Annotated in this window: 26 protein-coding genes; 8 read left to right on the forward strand and 18 right to left on the reverse strand. The window is 64.4% G+C overall.

Features of this window, described 5'->3' with window-relative positions; genetic code table 11:
* Positions 1–314: 314 nt before the first annotated feature.
* From WS45_RS31835 to WS45_RS31850, 4 genes are all read left to right on the forward strand, one after another.
* Complete coding sequence (locus WS45_RS31835) at positions 315–1,532, forward strand: DUF2863 family protein (protein ID WP_059533163.1); 1,218 nt, start codon at positions 315–317, stop codon at positions 1,530–1,532.
* Between the two features lie 209 nt (positions 1,533–1,741).
* Complete coding sequence (locus tag WS45_RS31840) at positions 1,742–2,578, forward strand: response regulator transcription factor (protein ID WP_059689368.1); 837 nt, start codon at positions 1,742–1,744, stop codon at positions 2,576–2,578.
* Positions 2,579–2,653: 75 nt separating this feature from the next.
* Entirely contained in the window at positions 2,654–3,328 is a 675-nt protein-coding gene (locus WS45_RS31845) for an energy-coupling factor ABC transporter permease (protein ID WP_059533167.1), read from the forward strand.
* A gap of 135 nt (positions 3,329–3,463) precedes the next feature.
* A complete protein-coding gene (locus tag WS45_RS31850) occupies positions 3,464–4,117 on the forward strand; it encodes a BspC domain-containing protein (RefSeq protein ID WP_059533169.1) in 654 nt (217 codons plus the stop codon).
* A gap of 82 nt (positions 4,118–4,199) precedes the next feature.
* Here the strand turns inward: WS45_RS31850 and WS45_RS31855 are convergent, their stop codons facing one another.
* Entirely contained in the window at positions 4,200–5,354 is a 1,155-nt protein-coding gene (locus tag WS45_RS31855) for a M14 family metallopeptidase (protein WP_059703378.1), read from the reverse strand.
* A gap of 88 nt (positions 5,355–5,442) precedes the next feature.
* Positions 5,443–6,225, reverse strand: coding sequence for a peroxide stress protein YaaA (gene yaaA / locus WS45_RS31860; RefSeq protein WP_059703381.1), 783 nt, complete (start codon positions 6,223–6,225; stop codon positions 5,443–5,445).
* Positions 6,226–6,282: 57 nt separating this feature from the next.
* On the opposite strand from yaaA, the gene WS45_RS31865 reads away from it, so the two are divergent.
* Together WS45_RS31865 and WS45_RS31870 are read left to right on the forward strand one after the other, a co-directional pair.
* Positions 6,283–6,780 (forward strand): putative toxin-antitoxin system toxin component, PIN family, encoded by a 498-nt coding sequence (locus tag WS45_RS31865; protein WP_059533175.1) that lies wholly within the window; start codon positions 6,283–6,285, stop codon positions 6,778–6,780.
* A 33-nt stretch (positions 6,781–6,813) separates the two neighbouring features.
* Positions 6,814–7,986: a pyridoxal phosphate-dependent aminotransferase gene (locus WS45_RS31870; protein ID WP_059533177.1), complete on the forward strand. Its 1,173-nt coding sequence runs from the start codon at positions 6,814–6,816 to the stop codon at positions 7,984–7,986.
* 47 nt (positions 7,987–8,033) lie between these two features.
* Here the strand turns inward: WS45_RS31870 and WS45_RS31875 are convergent, their stop codons facing one another.
* Positions 8,034–8,690, reverse strand: a complete 657-nt coding sequence (locus WS45_RS31875) for a glutathione S-transferase family protein (protein ID WP_059533180.1) — start codon at positions 8,688–8,690, stop codon at positions 8,034–8,036.
* Between the two features lie 210 nt (positions 8,691–8,900).
* Between WS45_RS31875 and WS45_RS31880 the strand changes: the two genes are divergently transcribed.
* Both WS45_RS31880 and WS45_RS31885 read left to right on the forward strand, forming a co-directional pair.
* A complete protein-coding gene (locus WS45_RS31880; protein WP_059703383.1) occupies positions 8,901–9,692 on the forward strand; it encodes an oxepin-CoA hydrolase, alternative type in 792 nt (263 codons plus the stop codon).
* A gap of 150 nt (positions 9,693–9,842) precedes the next feature.
* Positions 9,843–10,535 (forward strand): glutathione binding-like protein, encoded by a 693-nt coding sequence (locus WS45_RS31885; RefSeq protein ID WP_059703492.1) that lies wholly within the window; start codon positions 9,843–9,845, stop codon positions 10,533–10,535.
* 51 nt (positions 10,536–10,586) lie between these two features.
* Here WS45_RS31885 and WS45_RS31890 read toward each other — a convergent pair whose 3' ends face one another.
* The 15 genes from WS45_RS31890 to nuoG all read right to left on the reverse strand — a co-directional run bounded on the left by WS45_RS31890 (position 10,587) and on the right by nuoG (position 25,510).
* A complete protein-coding gene (locus WS45_RS31890) occupies positions 10,587–11,063 on the reverse strand; it encodes a MaoC family dehydratase (RefSeq protein WP_059703385.1) in 477 nt (158 codons plus the stop codon).
* Complete coding sequence (locus WS45_RS31895) at positions 11,060–11,521, reverse strand: MaoC family dehydratase (RefSeq protein WP_059533186.1); 462 nt, start codon at positions 11,519–11,521, stop codon at positions 11,060–11,062. The genes WS45_RS31890 and WS45_RS31895 overlap by 4 nt, the downstream gene beginning before the upstream one ends.
* Before the next feature lie 34 nt (positions 11,522–11,555).
* Positions 11,556–12,689, reverse strand: coding sequence for an acyl-CoA dehydrogenase family protein (locus WS45_RS31900; RefSeq protein ID WP_059703387.1), 1,134 nt, complete (start codon positions 12,687–12,689; stop codon positions 11,556–11,558).
* Between the two features lie 19 nt (positions 12,690–12,708).
* Positions 12,709–13,905 (reverse strand): acyl-CoA dehydrogenase family protein, encoded by a 1,197-nt coding sequence (locus WS45_RS31905; RefSeq protein WP_059703389.1) that lies wholly within the window; start codon positions 13,903–13,905, stop codon positions 12,709–12,711.
* A gap of 54 nt (positions 13,906–13,959) precedes the next feature.
* Positions 13,960–14,382, reverse strand: coding sequence for a DUF1178 family protein (locus WS45_RS31910; RefSeq protein ID WP_006750470.1), 423 nt, complete (start codon positions 14,380–14,382; stop codon positions 13,960–13,962).
* A 136-nt stretch (positions 14,383–14,518) separates the two neighbouring features.
* A complete protein-coding gene (locus WS45_RS31915) occupies positions 14,519–15,109 on the reverse strand; it encodes an NUDIX domain-containing protein (protein ID WP_059533190.1) in 591 nt (196 codons plus the stop codon).
* 41 nt (positions 15,110–15,150) lie between these two features.
* Entirely contained in the window at positions 15,151–15,447 is a 297-nt protein-coding gene (locus WS45_RS31920) for a DUF2818 family protein (protein WP_059533192.1), read from the reverse strand.
* Complete coding sequence (nuoN, locus tag WS45_RS31925; RefSeq protein ID WP_175910931.1) at positions 15,447–16,901, reverse strand: NADH-quinone oxidoreductase subunit NuoN; 1,455 nt, start codon at positions 16,899–16,901, stop codon at positions 15,447–15,449. Before nuoN ends, WS45_RS31920 begins: the two co-directional genes overlap by 1 nt.
* Positions 16,902–16,937: 36 nt before the next feature.
* Positions 16,938–18,428, reverse strand: a complete 1,491-nt coding sequence (locus WS45_RS31930; protein ID WP_059533196.1) for an NADH-quinone oxidoreductase subunit M — start codon at positions 18,426–18,428, stop codon at positions 16,938–16,940.
* A gap of 18 nt (positions 18,429–18,446) precedes the next feature.
* A complete protein-coding gene (gene nuoL, locus WS45_RS31935) occupies positions 18,447–20,501 on the reverse strand; it encodes an NADH-quinone oxidoreductase subunit L (protein WP_059533198.1) in 2,055 nt (684 codons plus the stop codon).
* A 17-nt stretch (positions 20,502–20,518) separates the two neighbouring features.
* The gene (nuoK, locus tag WS45_RS31940; protein ID WP_004185739.1) at positions 20,519–20,824 is read right to left on the reverse strand and encodes an NADH-quinone oxidoreductase subunit NuoK; all 306 of its coding nucleotides are present in this window, start codon (positions 20,822–20,824) and stop codon (positions 20,519–20,521) included.
* Between the two features lie 18 nt (positions 20,825–20,842).
* Positions 20,843–21,493 carry an NADH-quinone oxidoreductase subunit J gene (locus tag WS45_RS31945; RefSeq protein ID WP_059533200.1) on the reverse strand — a complete coding sequence of 217 codons (651 nt, stop codon included), beginning with the start codon at positions 21,491–21,493 and terminating at the stop codon, positions 20,843–20,845.
* 114 nt (positions 21,494–21,607) lie between these two features.
* On the reverse strand, positions 21,608–22,096 hold the full coding sequence (gene nuoI, locus WS45_RS31950; protein ID WP_011885529.1) for an NADH-quinone oxidoreductase subunit NuoI: 489 nt from the start codon (positions 22,094–22,096) through the stop codon (positions 21,608–21,610).
* Between the two features lie 15 nt (positions 22,097–22,111).
* Positions 22,112–23,179: an NADH-quinone oxidoreductase subunit NuoH gene (gene nuoH, locus WS45_RS31955; RefSeq protein WP_059533202.1), complete on the reverse strand. Its 1,068-nt coding sequence runs from the start codon at positions 23,177–23,179 to the stop codon at positions 22,112–22,114.
* Entirely contained in the window at positions 23,180–25,510 is a 2,331-nt protein-coding gene (nuoG, locus tag WS45_RS31960) for an NADH-quinone oxidoreductase subunit NuoG (RefSeq protein ID WP_059703391.1), read from the reverse strand. It lies immediately after the preceding gene.
* Between the last annotated feature and the right edge of the window lie 27 nt (positions 25,511–25,537).

A 25,537-nucleotide genomic window follows, 5' to 3' on the forward strand; every position in this document is an offset into this window, starting at 1 on the left:
TGAACCGTCTTTTTCAGCCCGTCAACAACTTTCTGAACTGCTTCGTTGCGACGACCGGGGTTCAACTTCGTGTGCGCTGGGGTTCTACCACCGCCCTCGACCGCACCGCTTCCCTTCTTCCTCCGCGCTGCGTTTCCGTTAGCGCGAAAGAGGCGTGATTCTAAGCAGCCCCCAGCGATCGCGCAAGGGTTTGGTGGATTTTTCTTCATCCTCGCCGATTCTGCCTTCCGGCCATGCCGGAGCACGAGACCGCTTATGGTGCAAAGAACGGACTAGAATGTGAGGTTCTTCGCCCCTTTCTATACGTATTTAATATGCGCCAGCGAATCGCCAAACGCCTCCCCCCCGACGCCGACAAACTGGTCGGCCTGTCGCTTGCGCTCTTCGCCTCGGGCAGCCGCATCGAGGATCGCTTCTGGGAAGCGAAGCTCGATGCGCTACTCGCCAAGATCGTTCGCAACGGCAACCAGACCACGCTCGACGCGGCACTCGACCATCTGCAGCAGAACCACCCTGATGCCTATGGCGCGCTCGCCGACATGGCCGAGACGCATAGTGAATCGATGGTGATCGAGCACGACGGCCAACCGTACGATGCGCTGCTGGTCGCCGTTCCCGTTCTTGCCTGGACGCGCTACATGATTCCGTCGGGCCCGCTGAAAGGCGACGTCGCCGACGCACTGCGCACGCACCTGCAAGCGCACGTGCTCGCCACCGGCACGCTGGTCGGCCTGGCCCCGTTCCTGTACAGCATCGACCAACTGCCGCGCCACCACGTCGAGACCTATCGGCTCGCCCAGCAGCTCGCGCACGCGGCGCTCGGCCAGCACGCCGCCAAGCTCAGCTTCGGCGACTTGCCCGAAACCTCGCCGATCCTGGCAGACCCACGCTTCCTCCTCGCCGTCGTCGCCGCGCCAGCCGGCGCACCGCTGTTCCGCTGGCAGGAAGAAGAGCACGGCAATCGGATCGAACGCGGCCAGTGTCTCGAGCAATGGACCGCGCAAGGCGGTCCGAACCTGTCGATTGCCCTCCCCGGCTGCGAGTTCGAATGCCTGCTCCCGGACGCATACTATTCGGCCTGCCGTGATGCGGACGAGCGCATCCGTCCGCACACGGTCCGAACGGCAATCCGTTATCTTTTCGACACACTTGGTACGGCACCGCAAGAGCTGCGCGCCGTGGTCGCAGGCTTCGGCGAGCGACGGATCGACGAGTATCGCGTCGGCTTCACGCGACGCGCCAGCAACGACGTGATCTATGGCGTCGTGTGGCCGCTCTACGGCCGCGAAAACGGCGACGTGTCGATCGACAGCGCGACGCTCGAAGGCGAAGCACCGATCGAAGGGCCGCTCGAGGAGATAGTGAGTCTGCTGAAGGAATGCGGCGTAACCGACGTCCGCCGGCACGCGGGCCGCTTCGAGCCGGAATATTGCGACGACTGCGGCGTGCCGCTCTATGCGGATCCGCTCGGCGAAATCGTCCACGCGGAAATGCCAGAAGACGCATCGCCCGCCCAACCGCACTTTCACTGATCGTACATCGCAGGCCCGCAGTGCCTGCCCGACGAAGCCGCTCCCGGTTCCAGCCGGAGCGGCTTTTTTCTCGTCCGCATTTCCGTCATTCGAAATTTCAGATTTCTCCTAAGCCTTTCAGCCAAGCAGACTTCGTGTAAGGTTTTTGTCATCATCGGACCCAACGCATGCCAACGGCAGCTCAATGACTCACCTTACGGAGGTTGAATATGCGGTTCCTGGTGCTGAACTCAGACGCCGAAAGGCGTGACGGACTGAAGGCCCTGCTGCGACAGATCGACCGTCACGCCAGCATCAACGATGCGCCCGATGGCTTCCAGGCGCGCCGGCTGCTGCGCACTCAGCGCTTCGACCTCGTTGTTATCGACTGGCTGGACGTCGGCCGCCTCTGCGAACTCCAGGCGCTCTGCAGCGCCTGCTCGCCGACGCCCGTCGCGGTGCTGATCGACGAATCCACGCCGGAAGCCATCCAGCGCTTCTACAACTATGGCGTCGCGGGTGTGATCCCGCACTCCACACGGCCGCACCTGATCGTGCGGGCGCTCGAAATGGTTCTGCTGGGCGGCCATTACATCCCGCCCATCGCACTCAGCCTGCTGCCCTCCACTGCCGCGGTACGCCACGACGCCCATTTCCAGACGCTCGCCGGATCGCTGCCGCGCCGCCCGCCAAGTGGCCTCCTGTCGCCCAGACAGGCGCAGATCATGCGGTTCGTCCATATGGGCAGCACCAACAAGATGATCGCTCGCACGCTCGGCATCAGTGAAGGCACCGTAAAGATCCACCTCGCCAGCATCTTCCAGCAGTTGGGCGCGGCAAACCGCGCCGCCGCAGTCGCGATCTACAACGGGTGGCTGTCGCCGCATCTCGAGGTGTTGCTGGCGAACCGCGATCGTGCAAGCAAGCCCGTCATCGGCGAACGCGGCCGGGTTCCGCTGCGCATGCAACGGAACGACCGTCCATACCCGCTGCCCGCCGCGAACACCGATACCCGGGACCTGCCGCTCGCGGCCGAACCGCCAGCTCGGTTTCGGCGGGAGCGCTGATCGGACAGTATCGATATTGCGACGGTCGACATGTGCGGATTCCCACCTTCGATGCTCAACGAGTAATATGGACGCATGGGTTTTCTTTTCACACCGCTTCCGCTCTGGGTTGGCATCGGTGGCTGGATCGCCGCCGTGGCATTGCTCGCGCTCGCGCTCTGGAATCGTCCCTTCGTCCGTCTCCAGGACGCAACGCTCCAGCACGTGTGGCTCGCGCTCGTCACCGCGATCACGGTGCTCTGGGCCTCGAATGCGTGGCTCGAGGACGGCATCGTCATGCACCTGCTCGGCGCGACGCTGCTCGTCACGCTGTTCGACTGGACGCTTGCGCTGATCGCGATGGGTGCCGTCACAGCCGTCGCCGCTATCGTGTTCGATGCGCCGTGGCAAGGCATCGGCGTGACCTATCTGATCTACGGTGCGCTACCGGTCGCCGTGTCCGCGTTGCTGCAACGCGCCGCGATCGCGTGGCTCCCGCACAATCTCGCGTCGTTCATCACCGGTCAGGGATTCCTGTCACCGGCCATCGCGATCGTCGCAGTCGCAGCGGCCGCAGCCGGCGTCCAGCTCGCTCTCGCGGACGGCGTGCCCGTCGTCATTCCCGCAGGCTATCTGCTGAACACTGCGCTCCTCGCGCTCGGCGAAGCGTGGTTCACCGGCATGGCCACCGCGCTCATCGCCGTCTATCGTCCGGCGTGGGTCACGACGTTCGACGTTCGGCGCTATCGCCTCGGCGGTCCGCGCGCCTGAACGTGCCGGTCCGGTGCGATCGGCGCGCGTGACGATCCGCTTCCGCAGCGCGGGAGAGTGCGACATCTACTGCCGCACAACTTTTTTACGCTAAGATTGAACTCCTGATCTTCATCGGACATCTATACGTGCCCGATGTCTCATTCGCTCCTCACCAATAACCAGATGGACAGCTCACCTGCCTCGCTCCGGATCTTCCGGGCGTTCGGCAAGCTGGCAGCCTGTGTCGCGGGCCTGTCGCTTGCGCTTCCGGCACCGGTATTCGCCGACCTCCTCGACCAGCGCTCCGAACTGATCAACAAATTCGTCAACGAGATGCATGCCGATCCGATCGTCGCCGATTGTGCGGCGCACGGCAGCTTCATCGCCAGCACATCGACGGCCTTCGACCGCGTCGACTTCGCGCCGAACGCGTTCGAAAGCGGCAACGCGACGATCACGCCGTGGAACGATTCGTTCGATCAGGGCAAGCAGCGCGTGAAGGTCGACAACATCGTCACCGTGGACGGCCTCGGTGTCCACAGCGACGGCAGCGACCCGACACCGCTGAAATTCCGCTGCGGCTATGTCGGCCAGCAAATGCTGGCGTTCAGCTGGAACGATCCGGTGCCGCCACTGAAGCCGCGTGTCGAACGCCCGTCGTCGTCGACGAAGAAGTTCAAGGGCAAGTCGCACCGCGGCAAGGTCAAAGCCAAGGCATCCGGCCGCACCGGTAAGAAAGCCGTCGCAACGCAGAAATCAAGCGGCCAGAAGAAAGCCGTGAAGAAGAAAACCGCGAAGAAGTCCTGATCCGACGGAGCGGCAACGACAGAAGCAAAAAAGCCGGCGCATCGCACGATGCGCCGGCTTTTTCATATCGACGACGGTACGTTTACGCGAACGTCTCGACGTGCACCAGGATTGCCGCCAGCATCGCCGCGCCAAGCGCGGCGCTCCGCTCGCCGTTCCAGCCGACCCGCTCGTCCGGAAGGTTCGCATTGTCCTTGAACGGCATCTCGAGCGTCAGTGACAAGCAGCCGAACTGATGGCCGATGTACTTCGACGCAAGCTTGAGCGCGTCTTCCTTGTACTTGCTCGCCGCATAACCGTGCTCGGTCTGGAAATCCGGGCTCGCGATCTTGAACGCATCGATGAATGCGGTTTGCTCCTTGCCCTGCTGCTCCGTGAAGCTCGGCAGCATTTCCGAACCCGCGACGAACACGTACGGCAGATCCTCGTCACCGTGAATGTCGAAGAACATGTCGCAGCCGATCGAATGGATCGCATCGCGCACGGCCAGCACTTCGGGGCTGCGCTCGGCATCGGGCGCCATCCACTCGCGGTTCAGGTTCGCGCCCGCCGCGTTGGTGCGCAGGTTGCCGTGCACGCTGCCGTCCGGATTCATGTTCGGGACGATGTAGAACGTCGCGCGGTCGTACAGCTTGCGCGCCACCGGATCGCCCGCCCAGTCGCCCCACCCGGCCAGCCGCTTGACGAGCCCTTCGACGAACCACTCGGCCATCGTCTCGCCCGGATGCTGGCGCGCGATGATCCACACCTTCTTCTTCGGTGCGCCGTCGACCTCCGGCGTACCGAGCGTCAGCAGCGACATCGGACGGCCTTCAACCGTTCGGCCGAGCTCGACGACGCTCGCCTGCGGCAATTGCTGGACCGCGCCAAGGAACGCGGCATGCCGCTCTTCCGAGTACGGCTCGAAATACGCGTAGTAGATGCTGTCGAACTCGGGCGTGTGGTCGATGGTCATCGTCTTGCCGTCGAACGTCGTCGGCACGCGGAACCAGTCGACCCGGTCGTAGCTCGCGACCGCGCTGTAGTTACGCCATCCTGACGGATACGCGCATTCGGCCGCATTCTCGAACGACATCACGCACCGCTCACCGCGTGCGCCCGTCAAACGGAAGTAGAACCATTGGGCGAATTCCGAGCGGTTGTCGCCGCGTACGCGCAGCCGGATCGCGCCGGGGCTGTCGCACGACACGACGTCGATGGCGCCCGCGTCGAAATTGCTGGTGATCGAAAGGGTCATCTATCTCTCCAGTGTCGACCGGAACCGGCGGTTTGCCGCGCGTCCGGCCTCATGCATGCGCCGGCCGTCTCGTGAACGGCCGGCTTGGTCACTCGCCGATTCGCCGGCGATATACGTAAGTCGAATCGTTCGACGCAGCGGCGTCGAACGCGTAGTCTTCCACCGCGAAATCCTTCAGCGCCGCCGGTTCGGAGATGCGGTTCTCGACGATGTAGCGCGCCATCAGGCCACGGGCGCGCTTCGCATGGAAGCTGATAATCTTGTAGCGGCCACCCTTCCAGTCCTCGAACACCGGCGTGACGATCGGCGCGGCCAGCAGTTTCGGCTTGACCGACTTGAAGTACTCGGTCGACGCGCAGTTGACCAGCACCCGCGCCGCGCCGCTGCGCGTCTCGAGCTGCTCGTTCAGCGCCCGCGTGATCCGGTCGCCCCAGAACGCATACAGATCCTTGCCGCGCGCGTTCGCGAAACGGGTACCCATCTCGAGCCGGTACGGCTGCAGCAGGTCGAGCGGTCGCAGCAGCCCGTACAGGCCCGACAGCACGCGCACGTGCTGCTGCGCATAGTCCAGATCGGCGGCCGACAGCGATTTGGCATCGAACCCTTCGTACACGTCGCCGTTGAACGCGAGCACCGCCTGCTTCGCGTTGGCCGTCGTGAAGGTCGGCGACCAGTCCGCATAGCGCTGGAAGTTCAGCCGCGCGAGCGGGTCGGAGATGTCCATCAGCGTCGAGATGTCCTGCGGCGACAACTTGCGCAGGCCGTCGATCAGTTCCGACGCATCGTCGACGAATGCAGGCTTCGTGTAAGACGGGACGTGGGCGGGCGTATCGTAGTCGAGGGATTTGGCTGGGGAGAGAACGATTATCATAGAGGCTCGCTGGCACGCCGTGCCTTGCGGTCAGACGAAAACCACCGATTGTAACGAATGACCCGCTCTCTCGCCCCGCATGCCGCACATCGCGTCGTGCTCGACTCGAACGTCTGGATCGACATACTCGTATTCGACGACCCTGCCACACGCCCGATCCGGGCGGCGCTCGAACGCGGCACGCTGGCCGCCGTAATCGACGGCCGCTGCCTGAACGAACTCGAGCTCGTGCTCGACTACCCGCAGTTTCAGGCGCGCGCGATCAACAAGGCCGAAGCGCTCGCGACGGTCGCCCGCTTGGCGAGCCTCGTCGAGCCGCCGCCCGTCGACGCCGACGCGCCGCCCCTGCCGAAGTGCAAGGACCGCGACGACCAGAAATTTCTCGAGCTCGCGCGCGCCGCGCAGGCCGACTGGCTCGTGTCGAAGGACCGTGCGCTGCTCAAGCTCGCGAAGCGCACCGCGCGCGACTTCGGCTTCCGGATCGCGCAGCCCGCGCCGTTCACCGAAGCCTGCGCGCTCGATGCCGCATTGGCCACCACTCCCACGCCGGCCTGACGGGCCCGGCGCCACCCGCTTGCGACCGTATCGATGAACGCTCCTTCCGACATGCCTACGACTCCCGTTTTCCCCTCGCGCCTGCCGAACGTCGGCACGACGATCTTCACGGTCATGAGCGCGCTCGCCGCCGAGAAAGGCGCCGTGAACCTCGGCCAGGGCTTCCCGGATTTCGACTGCGACCCGCGCATCGTCGACGCGGTCGCGGCCGCGATGCGCAACGGTCACAACCAGTATCCGCCGATGGCCGGCGTCGCGCCGTTGCGCGACGCGATCGCCGACAAGATCGCGCAGGTCTACGGCCGGCGCTACGATCCGGCCACCGAGATCACGGTCACGGCCGGCGCGACGCAGGCCCTGCTGACGGCGATCCTGTGCGCGGTCCATCCGGGTGACGAGGTGATCGTCGTCGAACCGACCTACGACAGCTATCTGCCGTCGATCGAGCTTGCCGGCGGCAAGCCCGTGTTCGTCACGCTGGAAGCGCCCGACTATGCGATCCCGTTCGATCGCCTGGCCGCCGCGATCACGCCGAAAACGCGGATGATCATGATCAACACGCCGCACAACCCGACCGGCACCGTGTGGCGCGAGGCCGACATGCGCAAGCTCGAGGAGATCGTGCGCGGCACCAACGTGCTGATCCTGTCGGATGAAGTGTACGAACACATGGTCTACGACGGTGCGCGGCATGAAAGCGTCGCGCGCTACCCGGAACTGGCCGCGCGCAGCTTCATCGTGTCGAGCTTCGGGAAGACCTACCATGTGACGGGCTGGAAGGTCGGCTATGTCGCGGCGCCTGCCGCGCTGACCGCGGAGTTCCGCAAGGTCCATCAATTCAACGTGTTCACGGTGAACACGCCGATGCAGATCGGGCTTGCCGACTACCTGCGCGATCCGGCACCGTACCTGACGCTGCCCGACTTTTACCAGAAGAAGCGCGACTTCTTCCGCGCCGGCCTCGAGCGCACGCGCTTCAAGCTGCTGCCGTGCCCCGGCACGTACTTCCAGTGCGTCGACTATTCGGCGATCAGCGACCTGTCCGAAGCGGAATTCTCGAAGTGGCTCACGTCGGAGATCGGCGTGGCGGCGATTCCCGTGTCGGCGTTCTATCACGAGCCGCACGAATCGGGCGTCGTGCGCTTCTGCTTCGCAAAACAGGAGAGCACGCTCGCATCCGCACTCGAACGGCTCGCACGCCTGTAAGTCCTGCATGGGCGGCCGGGCACGGTACGACGCCGCGCCCGCCGCGCTTACGAACGCGCGGCGCTCGTCGCCTCGACATAGGCCTTGCGATCGGCCGCCACGCGCTGCGCGACCGGCCGCTCACCGACCAGCTTCGCGTGCGCCTTCCAGTCGATGCCGGCATCGAGCAGGAAATCGCGGCCGAAGATGGCCTTCGTCGCCATTCCGATCACCGGCAGATGGATCGCCGCGGCAATGTCCGCCAGCGTGAACGTGTCGCCGAGCACGTAGGGCGAAAACTGCGTCATCCGCTTGAATGCATCGATCGCGCGCGGCAGGCGCTTCTCGACGTGCGCCTTCATCCCGTCGCTGACCTTGCCGCCGAAAAAGGCTTCCGTATAAACCTCGCGCGCGGTCCATTCGAGATACAACTCGAGCGTCTCGACGAGTTCGCGCACCTTCGCGGCCGCGAACGGTCCGGCCGGGAAAATGGCCTTGTCGGGATAACGCGCCGCCAGATACTCGATGATCACCTGCGATTCGAACAGCGCGCCCTCTTCCGTCTTCAAGAACGGAATCTTGCCGAGCGGCGAATCGGCGAGCAGTGCCGGATCGCTGATCGGCAGACTGCATGCCGATTCCTCGAACGGGATGTCATGTTCGAGCAGGACGAACTTCACCTTGTTGTAATAGTTGGACAACGGAATACCGCACAGCTGTAGCATCGGAGTCTCCTTCGTTGCTGAAGCGCGCCGCGGCGATGCCGGCGGCATCGGGATACGTCGCGCTGAAAAGCACGTTCGTGCTAGTCTAAAGCAGTTTCGCGTCCGTCAAGACAACAATACATCCGCTGCGGCATCACCCTCACGGGTATGCGCATGCGCCCGCGCAACATGCGGCGCCGCAGCTTCGCCATCCGATGGAGACACCTTCGCATGAGTGCTGAACTGCTGGCCTCGCGTCCACCCGAGAGCGAATCGACGCTCGTCCTCACGCTGTCCAATCCCGGCGCACGCAACGCGCTGCATCCCGACATGTATGCGGCCGGCGTCGAGGCGCTCGCCACCGCCGAGCGCGACCCCGCCATTCGCGCGGTCGTGCTCACCGGTGCCGATCGTTTCTTTTGCGCGGGCGGCAACCTGAACCGCCTGCTCGACAACCGCTCGAAGGATCCGTCCTATCAGGCCGACAGCATCGATCAGCTCGCCGCGTGGATCACGGCGATCCGCGCAACGAGCAAGCCCGTGATCGCGGCAGTCGAAGGCGCGGCGGCCGGCGCGGGCTTTTCGCTCGCGCTCGCATGCGACCTGATCGTTGCCGCGCACGACGCGAAGTTCGTGATGTCGTACGCACGCGTCGGCCTCACGCCCGACGGCGGCGGCTCGTGGTTCCTCGCGCGCGCACTGCCGCGTGCGCTCGCCGCCGAAATCCTGTTCGAGGGCAAGCCCGTCGTGGCCGACCGCCTGCATGCGCTCGGCGTCGTCAATCGGCTCGCCGTGCCCGGTGCCGCGCTGTCCGACGCGCTCGCGTGGGCCGACTCGCTTGCCGGCATCTCGCCGAACGCGCTCACGCGCATCAAGTCGCTGCTCGACGATGCGACCGCACAGCCGCTCGATGCGCATCTGGGCACCGAGCGCGATCACTTCGTCGCATCGTTGCATCATGCGGATGCATTCGAAGGCATTACCGCGTTCCTCGAGAAACGCCAGCCGCGCTACAAGCGCTGATCCGCACGCCGTCGCTGCGACGACACGCACGCGCAGGCGCGCGGCCGCACGTTTCCGTCGCCTGCAGCCCGCATCGATCCATGCTCTAATGACCGCCTGTTGCGGCGCCCCGCCGGCGCCGTTTTCGCGCATGCCATAAAGGAGTTGACGATGATCGACGTCTACAGCTGGGCGACCCCGAACGGCCACAAAATACACATCATGCTCGAGGAAACGGGCCTCGCGTATCGTGCGCATCCGGTCGATATCGGCGCGGGCGACCAGTTCAAGCCCGAATTCCTGAAGATCAGCCCGAACAACAAGATCCCCGCGATCGTCGACGCGGACGGCCCCGGCGGCAAGCCGATCTCGCTGTTCGAATCGGGCGCGATCCTCGTGTACCTGGCGGAAAAGACCGGCAAGTTTCTGCCGACCGAGCCGGCCGAGCGCTACGCGACGCTCGAATGGCTGATGTTCCAGATGGGCGGCGTCGGCCCGATGCTCGGGCAGGCGCACCACTTCCGGCTGTACGCGCCGGAGAAGATCGACTATGCGATCAATCGCTATACGAACGAAGCGAAGCGCCTGTACAACGTGATGGAAAAGCGTCTCGGCGAATCCGAATATCTCGCCGGCGACACGTACACGATCGCGGACATCGCGACGTTCCCGTGGACGCGCTCATGGCAGAACCAGGGCATCGTGCTCGACGAACTGCCGAACGTGAAGCGCTGGCACGAAACGATTGCCGCGCGTCCGGCCGTGCAGCGCGGCGTCGAAGTCCTCGCATCGCTGCGCAAGCCGCTGCAGGACGACAAGGCACGCGAAATGCTGTTCGGCGCGACGCAATACGCAAAGCACTGACGAACCACGCGCCGTGCGACGCGGCGGCATCCGTCGATGCCGCCGCGCGCATCAGAAGTAGTGCAGCGTAATGAATTCCGCCGCGCAAACGAGCAACGGCACGTCCGTACGCTCGACCTGCATCGACACCGACCACGTCACCTGCACACCGCCCCGCGCGGCCTCCGCGGCTTCCTTCACCGCGAACAGCGCGCGCACGCGTGCGCCGACCGGCACCGGCTTCAGGAACCGCACGCGGTTCAGTCCGTAGTTCACGCCCATCTTCTGCTCGAAGCGCATCGCATCGGTCATCAGCGCGGGAATCAGCGACAGCGTCAGGAATCCGTGCGCGATCGGGCCGCCGAACGGCGACTCGCGCCTCGCCCGCTCGGGATCGACGTGAATCCACTGGTGATCGCCGGTGGCGTCGGCAAAACCATCGACGCGACGCTGATCGATCTCGACCCAGCCGCTCGCGAGCGGCTCCGCGCCGACGCGCTCGTGCAGCGCTTGCGCAGACGCGATCAGCGGCAATGTCACGTCCGTCATGCGCCCGCTCCTTGCGGATGACGCAGTCCGAAGATCACCTTGGTATGCACGGTGATCACCGTGTCGCCGGCGCCGTTGACGCCGATCCACTCCGTCGACACGATGCCGCGATCGGGCTTGCTCTCCGACACGCGCTTGTCGTGGACCTTCTGGTACATCGTGATCGTGTCGCCGGCGCGCACGGGCTTGAGCCAGCGGATCGAGTCGATGCCGGGCGAGCCCATGCTGGTCGAATCCGGTCCCAGCTTCTTGATGAGCAGGCTCATGAACACCGAACACGTATGCCAGCCGCTCGCAACGAGTCCGCCGAACGGCGATGCCTTGCCAGCCTCCTCGTCGAGGTGGAACGGTTGCGGATCGTAGCGTTGCGCGAACGCCTTGATGTCATCCGATTCGAACGTATAGCGGCCGATTTCGGTCGTACTGCCGACTTCCAGATCTTCGTAGCTGATACCCACTGTCTATCTCCCATGGCGCGCTCGCGCGTCGCCGTCATGCCGCGTCGGTCTGCGCGAAATCCGGCAGGGCCGCGATGCGCGCAAGATGATGGTCGGTGTCGCCGAGTGTCGTCTCGATGATCGACAGCCGCTTGAACAGGTGCGCGGCGGCAACCTCATTGGTCACGCCCATGCCGCCGTGCAGTTGCACCGCCTGCTGGCCGACGAAGCGTGCGGCCGCGCCGACCCGCGCCTTCGCGGCCGACACCGCCTTGCGACGCGCATCGGCATCGCCGCCCGCGTAACGCACCGCGGCCAGGTAAGTCAGCGAGCGCGCCTGCTCCGCGTGAATCAGCATGTCGACCATGCGGTGCTGCAGTGCCTGGAAACGTGCAATCGGTACGCCGAACTGTTCGCGCGTCTTCGTGTATTCGACCGTCGCGCGGTTCAGCTCGTCGAGTGCGCCGACCGCTTCCGCGCAGAGCAGGAAGGTCGCGTAGTCGGCAACCTGCTCGAGTGCGGCCGCATCGCGTGCGCCGCCCGTCAGCTGCCGCGCGGGGGTGTCATGCAGCTCGATCGTCGCGGCGCGCTGGCCGTCGATCGTCCGGTAGTCGACGAGCTTCGCCCCCGCGGCATCGCGCTCGACGACGAACAGGCCGATGCTGCCGCCATCGACGCGCGCGGGCACGATCCACGCATGCGCCTGGGCGCCGTGCTGAACGACCGACTTGGTGCCGGTCAGCCGATACGTGCCGCCGTGATCGCGCGCGTGCGTATCGAGTTCGTACAGGTCGTAGCGTGCCCGTGGTTCGTGGAATGCAACGGCCAGGCGCTTCTGCCCTTGCGCGACCGCTTCCAGCAGCGCGGCATCGTCGCCCGTGCCGGACCCGGCGACGCGCAGCGCCTCGATGCCGACCGCCGTCGCCCAGTACGGCTCGACCACGAGTGCACGGCCGAGTTCCCGCATCGCGACCAGCATGTCGACCGGCCCGCCGCCGAAGCCGCCCTGTGCATCCGGCACGGGCAGCGCGGTCAGGCCCAGCTCCGCGAATGCGCTCCATTGCGCGTCCGACACGCCGGCATCGCTTCGCACGATGGCCTGGCGCGCGTCGAAACCGTATTGCTCGCCGAGATAACGGCGCAGCGCGTCGGCAAACTGTTGCTGCTCATCGGTAAAGCTGAAATCCATGGTTGTCTCCGTTCCCTGATCACAGCCCCAGGATCATCTGCGCGATGATGTTCTTCTGAATCTCGTTCGAACCGCCGTAGATCGACGTCTTCCGGTAATTGAAGTAGTAGGCGGCGAGCGGCGCGGCATCGTCATCGCCCGCGCTGCTGTGTTCGCGTTCGCCCTCGAGGAACGGGACGTCGAACGGCGCGGCGAGCGGGCCGATCGCCTCGAACATCAGCTCGGTAAGCGCCTGCTGCACCTCGGTGCCCTTGATCTTCAACATCGATGCCTCGGGGCCCGGCCCCTTGCCGCTCGTCTCGCGGCTCACGACCCGCAGCACCGTCACCTCGAGCGCCATCAGTTCGACTTCGAGCGCCGCGACCTTCGCGGCAAACACCGGATCGGCGAGCAGCGGCTTGCCGTTCTTGCGCTGGTTCGACGCCACGCGTTTCAGGAATGCGAGCTCGCGCTTCGACGCGCCGACGCGTGCGATGCCGGTGCGCTCGTGACCCAACAGGTATTTCGCGTAAGTCCAGCCGCGGTTTTCATCGCCGACGAGATTCTCGACGGGCACCTTCACGTCCTCGAAGAACACCTCGTTGACTTCGTGATCCTCATCGAGCGTGATGATCGGGCGCACCGTGATGCCGGGCGTCTTCATGTCGATCAGCAGGAACGAGATGCCCTCCTGCTTCTTCGCCGCCGGATCGGTGCGCACGAGACAAAACATCATGTCCGCGTACTGGCCCAGCGTCGTCCATGTCTTCTGGCCGTTGACGACGTAGTGGTCGCCGTGACGTTCGGCGCGCGTGCGCAGCGATGCGAGATCCGACCCGGAGCCCGGCTCCGAATAGCCCTGGCACCACCAGTCGGTGCCGTCCAGAATACGCGGCAGATAGCGGCGCTTCTGCGCTTCGCTGCCGTATTTCATCAGCACCGGCGCGACCATCGATACGCCGAACGGCAGCACGGTCGGCGCGCCGATGCGTGCGCACTCCTCATCCCAGATGTGGCGCTGCGTCGCGTTCCAGTCCGGACCGCCGTATTCGGCCGGCCATGCGGGCGCGGACCAGCCGCGCTGGCCGAGAATCCGGTGCCAGCTCGCGAAATCCTCGCGGTCGAGTCGTTTGTGATCGAGTACCTTGGCGCGCAGTGCATGAGGCAGGTTGGCCTCGAGCCAGGCGCGGACGTCGACGCGGAACGCGTCGTCGGCGGGGGAATAATCCAGATCCATGCGCAGTGTCTCCTGACCGCGGCCGTCCGGCCCGGCAAGGACACACTGCGTACGTCATTGCAGCGGTTCTTTCAGCGCGGCAGGAATCGGCAGCGGCATCACGTCGATGCCTTCTTCGACCAAGGATTGCGCATCCTCCGGCGTCGTGACGCCACGAATGCTGCGCGCCGGCGCCTCGTTGTAATGAATGCGCCGCGCTTCCTCGGCGAAGCGCTCGCCCACGTTCTCGGTCTTCTCCAGCACCTCGCGCAGCGCGCGCATCACCTGCGCCTGCAGCGCGCGCGGATCGGCCGGCTGTGCCTGCGTCGCGCCCGACAAGTTCAGGCGCGGCGCCGACGGCATCCGGTTGATCTCGGTCGTCCCGCACACCGGACATTCGACCAGCTTGCGGGACAACTGCGCTTCGAACTCATCGGCGGAAGCGAACCAGCCTTCGAACCGATGACCGTGCGGGCACTGTAAATCGAGGACCTTCATGCTGAATCAGGGCGTGTGGCGAGTGTAGCGCAAAACGCGCTTTTGTGAACGATCGTGCTAAACCAGGATCGCGCGGCCGGACAGCGGCCGCGTCACAGGATTGTAACGCGGCGCCCCACCCGCCGCTGACGCGCCGTCAGGGCTTCTCGACCGGGCCGAGCGGCCACGCGCCGGACAGGACCTTGTCGAGCCACATCGTGCCGATGATTGTCTTCACGTCGGTGATCTGGCCGGTGCGCACCCACTCCTGCAGGTCGGGCAGCGTCGCCGTGAAGGTTTCGAGGAATTCGCCTTCGTCGAGCTTGCGCTCGCCGGCCGTCAGGCCGCGCGCGAGATACAGGTCGATGAATTCGGTCGAATAGGAAATGATCGGATGAATCCGGGCCAGGAACACATATTCGCGTGCCGTGTAGCCGGTTTCCTCGCGCAGTTCGCGTACCGCGCAAGCAAGCGCGCCCTCGTTCGGATCAAGTTTGCCGGCGGGGAATTCGGCCATGACCTTGCCGATCGGATAGCGATACTGGCTTTCCATCAGCACGCGGCCGTCGTCGAACAGCGGGATCACCATCACCGCGCCGGGGTGCTGGACGTATTCGCGCGTGGCCTGCTTGCCGTCGGGCAAACGAACGGTATCGCGCTTCAGCTTGAGGAACGAGCCGTCGAAAATCGCCTCGCTCTCGAGGCAGGTTTCGGTCAGTGCGGCGTCGTGATTGGGTAGTTCGGCCATCGGCGGGCTCCGGAGGAATGAGCACGCGACGGCCGAAGCCGTCAGCGTCGTTTGACGAGATACTGGAACGTGAAGCCGGGAAACGCGAACACAACGAAGAGACTGAACGTGATCGCGTAGAACTGCCAGCCCTGTTCGAAGCGGTTGCCGGCGCGCGACTCGAGCCAGAAGCCGAGCGCACCGACGACGAAATACAGCACGATCAGCTCGCCGATCCGAACCCACGCGTTCTTCTTCGTCGCACCGATCGGGACGACGGCGAAGAGGCGTTGGTTCAGGAACGGCACGTTGGCGCATACGAGCGCCAACAGCACGATGAACCAGCCAGCTGCCGACATTACAGCGGCAGCGTGTGACGGATCGCCTGCAGGCAGGCCGTCAGCAGCGGGCTCGGGATCAAGCCGAGCACCACGACCGCAATACCGTTCAGCACGAGGATCGTGCGCTTGCAGAAATCGCCGGTGACCGGGGTCGCGTCCTGCGGTGCATCGAAGTACATCAGCTTGACGATGCGCAGGTAGTAGAACGCACCGAACAGCGACGTGATCACAGCCAGCACGGCCAGCCACGTGAGACCCGCGTTGACGGTCGCCTCGAGCACCGCGAGCTTCGCGTAGAAGCCGACGGTCGGCGGGATACCGGCCAGCGAGAACATCATGACCATCATCACGAACGCGAACACCGGGCTGCGCTTGTTGAGGCCCTTGAAGTCGTCGATCGTTTCCGCTTCGAAATCGCGGCGTGCGAGCAGCATCACCACGCCGAACGAGCCGAGCGTCGTGATCAGGTAGACGATCGCATAGAACATCGCCGAGCTGTACGCGTTCGCCGGTGCGGTCGCGTCGCCCTTCACGATGCCGGCGAGCAGGCCGAGCAGCACGAAGCCCATGTTCGAGATCGCCGAGTACGCGAGCATCCGCTTGATGTTGCGCTGGACGATACCGGTGATGTTACCGACGATCAGCGACAGCGCCGCGAGGATCACGAGCGCGGTCTGCCAGTTCTGTGCGAGCGGCAGCAGGCCCATCACCAGGAAACGCAGGCCCCACGCGAACGCGGCAACCTTCGGGCCGCCGCCGACGAACAGCGTCATCGCGGTCGGTGCGCCCTGGTAGACGTCCGGCACCCACATGTGGAACGGCACGGCGCCGAGCTTGAACGCGATACCGGCGACGATGAAGACCACGCCGAACATCAGCACGGCCGCGTCGGTGTTGCCGCCGACCGCCTTGTACACCTCGCCCAGCTCGAGCGAGCCGGTCGCGCCGTAGAGCATCGAAATGCCGTACAGCACGAAGCCCGACGCGAGCGCGCCCAGCACGTAGTACTTCATCGCGGCTTCGCTCGACTGCGCGGCATCGCGGCGCAGCGCGATGACGGCGTACAGCGACAGCGACATCAGTTCGAGGCCGAGGTACAGCGTCAGGAAGTTGTTGCCCGACACCATCACCAGCTGACCGAGCAGCGAGAACATGCCCAGCAGGAACACGTCGCCGCGGAACATGTCACGGTCTTCGAGGTACTTGCGCGAATAGACGAGCGAGACCGCGAAGCCGAGCGACACGACGGCCTTCATCATGCTCGCGAACGAGTCGACGACGACCATCCGCGAGAAGAAGTAATACTGCTGCGGGTCCAGCGCCTGCACCGCGAACCACACGCCGGCGACGACCGACGAAACCACCGCGATCAGATAGGTCAGGCGGCGGCCAGCGGCACCGGTAAAGGTGTCGTTCAGCCATGCGACGACGATGGCGACCATCACCAGCGCGTCAGGCAACAGGACATTCATAGGTGCGTTCATGATCTTGATTTCCTCCGCTCGCGATTACTGGGCCAGCGGCAGCTTCGACTGCGCGACGTGGGAGAGGAGGTTTTCCACGGAAACGTGCATCACGTCGGTGAAAGGCTTCGGATACAGACCCATCAGCAGCGTGAACGCGGCGAGCACGGCCAGCATCACGAATTCGCGACGGCCGATGTCCTTCAGCTTGGCAACGTGATCGTTCGCGACCGCGCCGAAGTACACGCGCTTGTACATCCACAGCGTGTAGGCGGCGCCGAGGATCAGCGTGAATGCCGCGCCGAATGCGATCCAGAAGTTGTACTGGACAGCAGCGAGAATCACCATGAACTCGCCGACGAAACCCGAGGTGCCCGGCAGACCGCAGTTGGCCATCGAGAACAGCATCGCGAATGCCGCGAACTTCGGCATCACGTTCACGACGCCGCCGTAATCGGCGATCTGACGCGAGTGCACGCGGTCGTACAGCACGCCGATGCACAGGAACATCGCGCCCGACACGAAGCCGTGCGAGATCATCTGGACGATCGCGCCTTCGACACCGAGCTGGTTGAAGATGAAGAAGCCGAGCGTGACGAAGCCCATGTGCGCGATCGACGAATACGCGACCAGCTTCTTCATGTCGGCCTGCACCATCGCGACGAGGCCGATGTAGATCACCGCGATCAGCGACAGCGTGATCACGACAGGTGCCAGGAAGTGGCTTGCGTCAGGCGTGATCGGCAGCGAGAAACGCAGGAAACCGTACGCACCGAGCTTCAGCATGATCGCCGCCAGCACGACCGAGCCGCCCGTCGGCGCTTCCACGTGCGCGTCCGGCAGCCAAGTGTGCACCGGCCACATCGGCACCTTCACCGCGAACGCGAGGAAGAATGCAATGAACAGCAGGATCTGCGGCGTCATTGCGATCTTGGCGTTCTGCCACGTCGCGAGGTCGAACGAATGCGTCTGCGTGTACAGGTAGATCAGCGCGACCAGCATCAGCAGCGAGCCGGCCAGCGTGTACAGGAAGAACTTGAACGCCGCGTACACGCGGTTCGGGCCGCCCCACACACCGATGATGATGTACATCGGGATCAGGGTCGCCTCGAAGAACACGTAGAACAGCAGGCCGTCGGCCGCCGAGAACACGCCGATCATGATCCCGGACAGGATCAGGAAGGCCGCGAGATACTGCGCGACGTTCTCGGTGATCACTTCCCACGCGGCGATCACGACGATCACCGTGATCAGCGCGGTCAGCACGACGAACCACATCGAGATGCCGTCGACGCCGAGGTGGTACGAGATGTCGAAGCGTTCGATCCAGGTCGACTGCTCGACGAACTGCAGCGCAGCCGTGCTCGAGTCGAAGCCCGTGATCAACGGAATCGTGACCGCGAGACCGAGCAGCGAACCGATCAGCGCGACCCAGCGGGCCGTCCCCGGATTTTTGTCGTTACCCACCGCGAGCACGAGGAGGCCGAAAACGATCGGCAGCCAGATCGCGGTACTGAGAATCGGAAAAGCGTGCATTAGTGTTGTCCCCCCGCCTTATTTGCCGCCGAGCGTTACAAACAGGGTCAGGAGCCCCAGCATGCCGATGATCATGGCGAACGCGTAGTGATAGATGTAACCGGATTGGAGGAAGCGGATCACGCCAGCGAACCAGCCGATGAACCGCGCGCTGCCGTTGACGAGACCGTCGATCACGACGACGTCGCCTTCCTTCCACAGGCCGCGGCCGATCGCCACCGAACCACGGGCGAACACCACTTCGTTGATCTTGTCCATGTAGTACTTGTTGTCCAGCAGCGTGTAGATCGGACCGAACGCGCGGCGGATCGACGCCGGCAGCTCCGGACGCTTCAGGTACAGGAACCACGCGACGACGACACCGGCGAGCGCCAGCCACACCGGCAGGCCCGACACCGAGTGCAGACCCATGCCCACCCAGCCGTGGAACTCTTCGGCCATCTCGGCCAGTGCCGGATGGTTTTCGCCGATGAAGATCACCTTGTCGAACGCGACGCCGTGCTGGAAGAAGTCGCCGAACAGCATCGGGCCGATCGCGATCGCACCGATGATCACCGACGGAATTGCCAGCAGGACCAGCGGCACCCACACGACCCACGGGGTCTCGTGCGGCTCGTGCGCGTGGTCGTCATGACCGTGGCCATGGCCGTGATCGTCATGGCCGTGCGCGGCCGCCATGCCCATCGGCGATTCCGGATGCTTCGGCTTGCGGAAGCGCTCTTCGCCGTGGAACACCAGGAAGTACATGCGGAACGAGTACAGCGCCGTGACGAACACGCTCGCGACGACCGCGAAGTACGCGAAGCCAGAACCCGGCAGATGCGACAGCTTCACCGCGTCGATGATCGAGTCCTTCGAGTAGAAGCCCGAGAAGAACGGCGTACCGATCAGCGCCAGCGAACCGACGAGCGACGTGATCCACGTGATCGGCATGTACTTGCGCAGGCCGCCCATGTTGCGCATGTCCTGGTCGTGGTGCATGCCCATGATCACCGAACCGGCGCCGAGGAACAGCAGCGCCTTGAAGAACGCGTGCGTCATCAGGTGGAACACGGCGACCGGGTAAGCGGACACGCCGAGCGCGACGGTCATGTAGCCGAGCTGCGACAGCGTCGAGTACGCGACGACACGCTTGATGTCGTTCTGGACGATCCCGAGGAAGCCCATGAACAGTGCCGTGATCGCACCGATCACCGTGATGAACGACAGCGCGGTATCCGACAGTTCGAACAGCGGCGACATGCGCGACACCATGAAGATGCCGGCCGTCACCATCGTCGCCGCGTGAATCAGCGCGGAGATCGGGGTCGGGCCTTCCATCGAGTCGGGCAGCCACACGTGCAGCGGGAACTGCGCCGATTTACCCATCGCGCCGATGAACAGGCAGATACAGGCGACGGTCAGCAGGCCCCAGTCGGTGCCCGGGAAGTGCAGGCTTGCGAGCTCGGCGCGCTTCGCGAACACTTCGCCGTAGTTCATCGAACCCGCGAACGCCAGCAGCAGGCCGATGCCCAGCAGGAAGCCGAAGTCGCCCACGCGGTTCACGAGGAACGCCTTCATGTTCGCGTAGATCGCACTCTCACGCGTGAAGTAGAAGCCGATCAGCAGGTACGACACCAGACCCACCGCTTCCCAGCCGAAGAACAGCTGCAGGAAGTTGTTGCTCATCACGAGCATCAGCATCGAGAACGTGAACAGAGAGATGTACGAGAAGAAGCGCTGGTAGCCGTCTTCTTCCGACATGTAGCCGATCGTGTACACGTGCACCATCAGCGAGACGAAGGTCACGACGACCATCATCATCGCGGTCAGCGAATCGACGAGGAAGCCGACTTCGAGTTTCAGCGAGCCGACGTTCATCCATTCGTAGACGGTCGCGTTGAAGCTCGCGCCGCCCATCACGTCGAGGAAGACTTTCGCCGACAGGAGGAACGCGATCAATACGCCGAGGATCGTGATCCGGTGTGCGCCCTTGCGCCCCACTGCGTTCCCGAACAGCCCCGCAATCAGCGAGCCGGCCAGCGGAGCGAGCGGAATCGCCAGCAGCAGGTTTTCATTGAGTGTCGTTGACATAACAGCGTTGCCTGAAATTAACCTTTGAGCTGATCGAGATCCTCGACATTGATCGTGTCGAGCTTACGGAACAGGGTCACCAGAATCGCGAGACCGATCGCGGCTTCCGCTGCGGCGACGGTCAGCACGAAGAACACGAAGATCTGGCCGTGCACGTCGCCGAGGTAGTGCGAAAACGCGACGAAGTTGGTGTTCACCGCCAGCAGCATCAGTTCGATCGCCATCAGGATGATGATGATGTTGCGGCGGTTCAGGAAGATCCCGACGATCGCGATCGCAAAGAGGATCGCGCCGAGCACGAGGTAATGAGCAAGAGTCAGCATGGTTTTCTTTTCCTCCGCTTAGCCGTTGGTGCTCGTACCGGCTTCGCTCTGCGCCGTTTCCGGCTGCGGCTTGTCCGCTTCCATCTTCACGAGGCGCACGCGGTCATTGCGGCGCACCTTGACCTGATCCGACACGCGCTGGCGCTTGCTGTCCTTGCCCTTGCGCTCGGTCAGCCCGATCGCGGCGATGATCGCGACCAGCAGCACCAGGCCGGCGATTTCAAACGCGAAGATGTAGTCGGTGTAGATCACCTTGCCGATCAGGCGCGTGTTCGACCAGTCGGCCATCGCGCCCGTCGCCATTGCGTGCACCGTGTGCGTGTCGCCGTAGCCGCGCCACAGGATCAGCGCGGTCTCGACCACGATGATCGCGCCGACGACGGTCGCCATCGGTACGAAGCGCTTGAAGTCGCGGCGCAGGTAATCGATGTTGATGTCCAGCATCATCACGACGAACAGGAACAGCACCATCACGGCGCCCACGTACACCAGCACCAGCAGGATCGCGAGGAACTCCGCTTCCAGCAGCATCCAGATCGCGGCGGCGTTGAAGAACGCCAGCACAAGGAAAAGCGCAGACGCCACCGGGTTGCGCGAAGTGATCACCTTCAGCCCTGATACCACCAGGAGCAGCGCGAAGATGTAGAACAGTACGGTCGTGAATTCCATGATTACCGGTTCATCGTTAGGCCATAGTCAGGCGCGGCTTGCGGGACACTCTCGCGTGCCGCACCCGTCGCGGCGGCTCGGCCCGTTCATGCCGGGCCGGCACTGCAAACACAATCAACGATACGGCGCGTCGGCGGCCTTCGCCGCAGCGATGTCCTTCTCGTAGCGATCGCCCACCGCGAGCAGCATTTCCTTCGTGAAATACAGGTCGCCGCGCTTTTCGCCGTGATACTCGAGGATCTGCGTCTCGACGATCGAATCGACCGGGCAGCTTTCCTCGCAGAAACCACAGAAGATGCACTTCGTCAGGTCGATGTCGTAGCGCGTCGTGCGGCGCGTGTTGTCCGCGCGCGTTTCCGACTCGATCGTGATCGCCATCGCGGGGCACACGGCCTCGCAGAGCTTGCACGCGATGCAGCGCTCTTCGCCGTTTTCATAGCGGCGCAGCGCATGCAGCCCGCGGAAACGCGGCGAAATCGGGGTCTTCTCTTCCGGGAACTGCACGGTGAACTTGCGCCGGAACGTGTAACGACCGGTCAGCGCGAGCCCCTTCAGCAGCTCCGTCAGGAAGAAGGTCTTAAAGAAGTGTTGGATTGCCGTCATGATTTCGTCCGATCTTTACTTCACCCAGATGTTGAGCGGCGACATCATCCAGAAGCCGACCACGACCACCCAGATCACCGTGACGGGCAGGAACACCTTCCAGCCCAGACGCATGATCTGGTCGTAACGGTAGCGCGGGAACGTCGCGCGCACCCAGATGAACACCGACAGCAGCGCGAATACCTTCAGCACCAGCCAGAAGATGCCCGGAATGAACGACAGGAATTCGAATGGTGCGTCCCAGCCGCCGAGGAACAGCGTCGCGGCCAGCGCCGAGATCACGATCATGTTGATGTACTCGGCGAGGAAGAACAGCGCGAACGCCATGCCCGAGTAATCGATCATGTGACCCGCGACGATCTCCGACTCCCCTTCCACCACGTCGAACGGGTGACGGTTCGTTTCGGCGATGCCGGACACGAAGTAGACGACGAACGCCGGCAGCAGCGGCAGCCAGTTCCACGACAGGAAGTTCACGCCGTGGCCGGCGAAGAAGCCGTGCTGTTGCGAGCCGACGATTTCCGACAGGTTCAGGCTGCCGGCCGTCATCAGCACGAGCACCAGCGCGAAGCCCATCGAGATTTCGTACGACACCATCTGCGCCGCGGCGCGCATCGCACCGAGGAATGCATACTTCGAGTTCGACGCCCAGCCGGCGAGAATCACCGCGTACACGCCGATCGACGAGATCGCCATCGCATACAGCAGGCCCGCGTTCACGTTCGCGAGCACGGCCTCGGCCTGGAACGGGATCACCGCCCACACGGCAAACGCCGGCACGACGGTCATGACCGGCGCGATCAGGTACAGCCAACGGCTGGCGGCGCTCGGCTGAATCACTTCCTTCAGCAGCAGCTTCAGCACGTCGGCGATCGGCTGCAGCAGGCCGCCGGGGCCGACGCGGTTCGGGCCGAGACGCACGTGCATCCAGCCGATCAGCTTGCGTTCCCACAGAATCAGGTACGCGACGCACAGCAGGATCACGACGGCGACGACGAGGATGCGCACGACGGCCCACACCGTCGGCCACGCGACGCCGAGAAGCTGGGCTCCGCCCGCGTTGATCGTATCGAACAAGCTCATTTACGCCTTCTCCACCACCAGTTCACCGGACAGGCTGCCGAGCGCTGCGCCGGCAGGCGTCGCCGCCGACACGCGAACGACCGTCTCCGCAAGATTCGCGTCGCGCACGGCCGGCAACTGCACCGCGCGCTCGCCCTGGCGCACGCGCACCGCGTCGCCTTCCTTCAAGCCCAGCTTGTCGAACAGCGCGGCCGGCAGGGCTGCGGCGTTCGCCATCTTCGCGGCGGCCGTCAGGTGCAGCGCGCCGGCGCGGCGCACGAGTGCGTCGGCATGATAGATCGGCACGTCGGCGAGGCGCTCGAAGCCGCCGTTCGCGGCAGCTGCCGCGACGCGTGCCGGCGCGACCGACGCCTGGTTCGACAGACGCTTCGCGACGCCTGCGTCGCCGAGCGCCGCGAGACGCACTTCTTCCGCCGTTTCGTATTCGAAGTTCGGCAGACCGAGCAGGCTGCCGAGCACGCGCAGCACCTTCCACGCCGGACGCGTATCGCCGAGCGGACGCACGACGCCGTTGAAGCTCTGCACCGAGCCTTCCGCGTTCACGTACGTGCCTGCCGTTTCCGTGAATGGCGCGATCGGCAGCAGCACGTCGGCGTAATCGAGGCCGTGCTTGAACGGCGACATCACGACGACCATTTCGGCCTGGTTCAGCGCGGCAAGTGCCTGCGCCGGATCGGCCGTGTCGAATTCCGGTTCGACGTTCAGCAGCACGTAGCCCTTGCGCGGCTGCGCGAACGCTTCGCGTGCGTTCAGGCCGCCCTCGCCCGGCAGTGCGCCGACGACGTGCGCGCCGACCGTGTTCGCCGCTTCCGTCAGGAAACCGAACGTGGCGCCGGTGTTGTCGGCGATCCACTGTGCAACGGCGTGCAGCTTCGCGAATTGCGGGTGACGGACGGCCGCATTGCCGAGCAGCACCGCGCGGCGCTCGCCGTTCGCGAGCGACTGGGCGACTGCTTGTGCTGCCGGCGATGCGGTGACGCCCGCCAGCGCGTCCGGCAGCGCGACGCCGCGCAGTTGCGCGACGGTGGCGGCGATGCCGGCCAGCTCGTCGAGCCATGCCGACGGCGCGGCGACGATGCGCTTCGCGGTCGGGATCAGCGAGTCGTCGGCGGTCGCGTGCAGGAAGTGCAGCTTCGCGCCGTTCTTCGCGGCCTGGCGCAGGCGCGCGGCGAACAGCGGGTGGTCGCGGCGCAGGAACGAACCGACGACGAACGCGGCATCCACGCTCGACAGATCGGCGATCGGCATGCCGAGCCACGGTGCGCCCTGGACCGGCGCCGAGAAATCTTGCTGACGCAGACGGAAGTCGACGTTCGGCGTTTTCAGTTCGCTGGCGAGCTGCTTCACGAGGAACAGCTCTTCAGCGGTGCTGTGCGCGCTCGCGAGCATCGCCAGCGCGTTCGCGCCGTGATCCGCGGCGATGCCCTTCAGACCCTTCGCGACATATTCGAGCGCGGTCTGCCAGTCGGTCTCGATCCACTGGCCGCCCTGCTTCAGCATCGGCTTCGTCAGGCGCTCTTCACTGTTCAGGCCTTCGTACGAGAAACGATCCTTGTCCGAGATCCAGCATTCGTTGATCGCTTCGTTCTCGAACGGCAGCACGCGCATCACGCGGTTGTTCTTCACCTGCACGACGAGGTTCGCGCCGACCGAATCGTGCGGGCTCACCGACTTGCGGCGCGACAGTTCCCACGTACGGGCGCTGTAGCGGAACGGCTTGCTGGTCAGCGCGCCGACCGGGCACAGGTCGATCATGTTGCCCGACAGTTCGGAGTCGACCGTCTTGCCGACGAACGTCGTGATTTCCGAGTGCTCGCCGCGACCCAGCATGCCGAGCTCCATCACGCCGGCGATTTCCTGGCCGAAGCGGACGCAGCGCGTGCAGTGGATGCAGCGCGACATTTCTTCCATCGAGATCAGCGGGCCCACGTTCTTGTGGAACACCACGCGCTTTTCTTCCGAGTAGCGCGACGACGACTTGCCGTAGCCGACCGCCAGATCCTGCAGCTGGCATTCGCCGCCCTGATCGCAGATCGGGCAGTCGAGCGGGTGGTTGATGAGGAGGAATTCCATCACCGACTGCTGCGCCTTCACGGCCTTGTCGGACTGCGTGCGCACGATCATGCCGGCCGACACGGGCGTCGCGCAGGCAGGCACGGCCTTCGGCATCTTCTCGACTTCGACGAGACACATCCGGCAGTTGGCCGCGACCGACAGTTTCTTGTGATAGCAGAAGTGAGGAATGTACGTATCCGCCTTGTGCGCAGCCTGGATCACCATGCTGCCTTCGGGCACCTCGACCTTCTTGCCGTCTATTTCAAGTTCAACCATGATGGTGAATGGTCCTTAACCTATTTC

The organism is Burkholderia sp. RF2-non_BP3 (assembly GCF_001522185.1).
Taxonomy (GTDB): domain Bacteria; phylum Pseudomonadota; class Gammaproteobacteria; order Burkholderiales; family Burkholderiaceae; genus Burkholderia; species Burkholderia diffusa.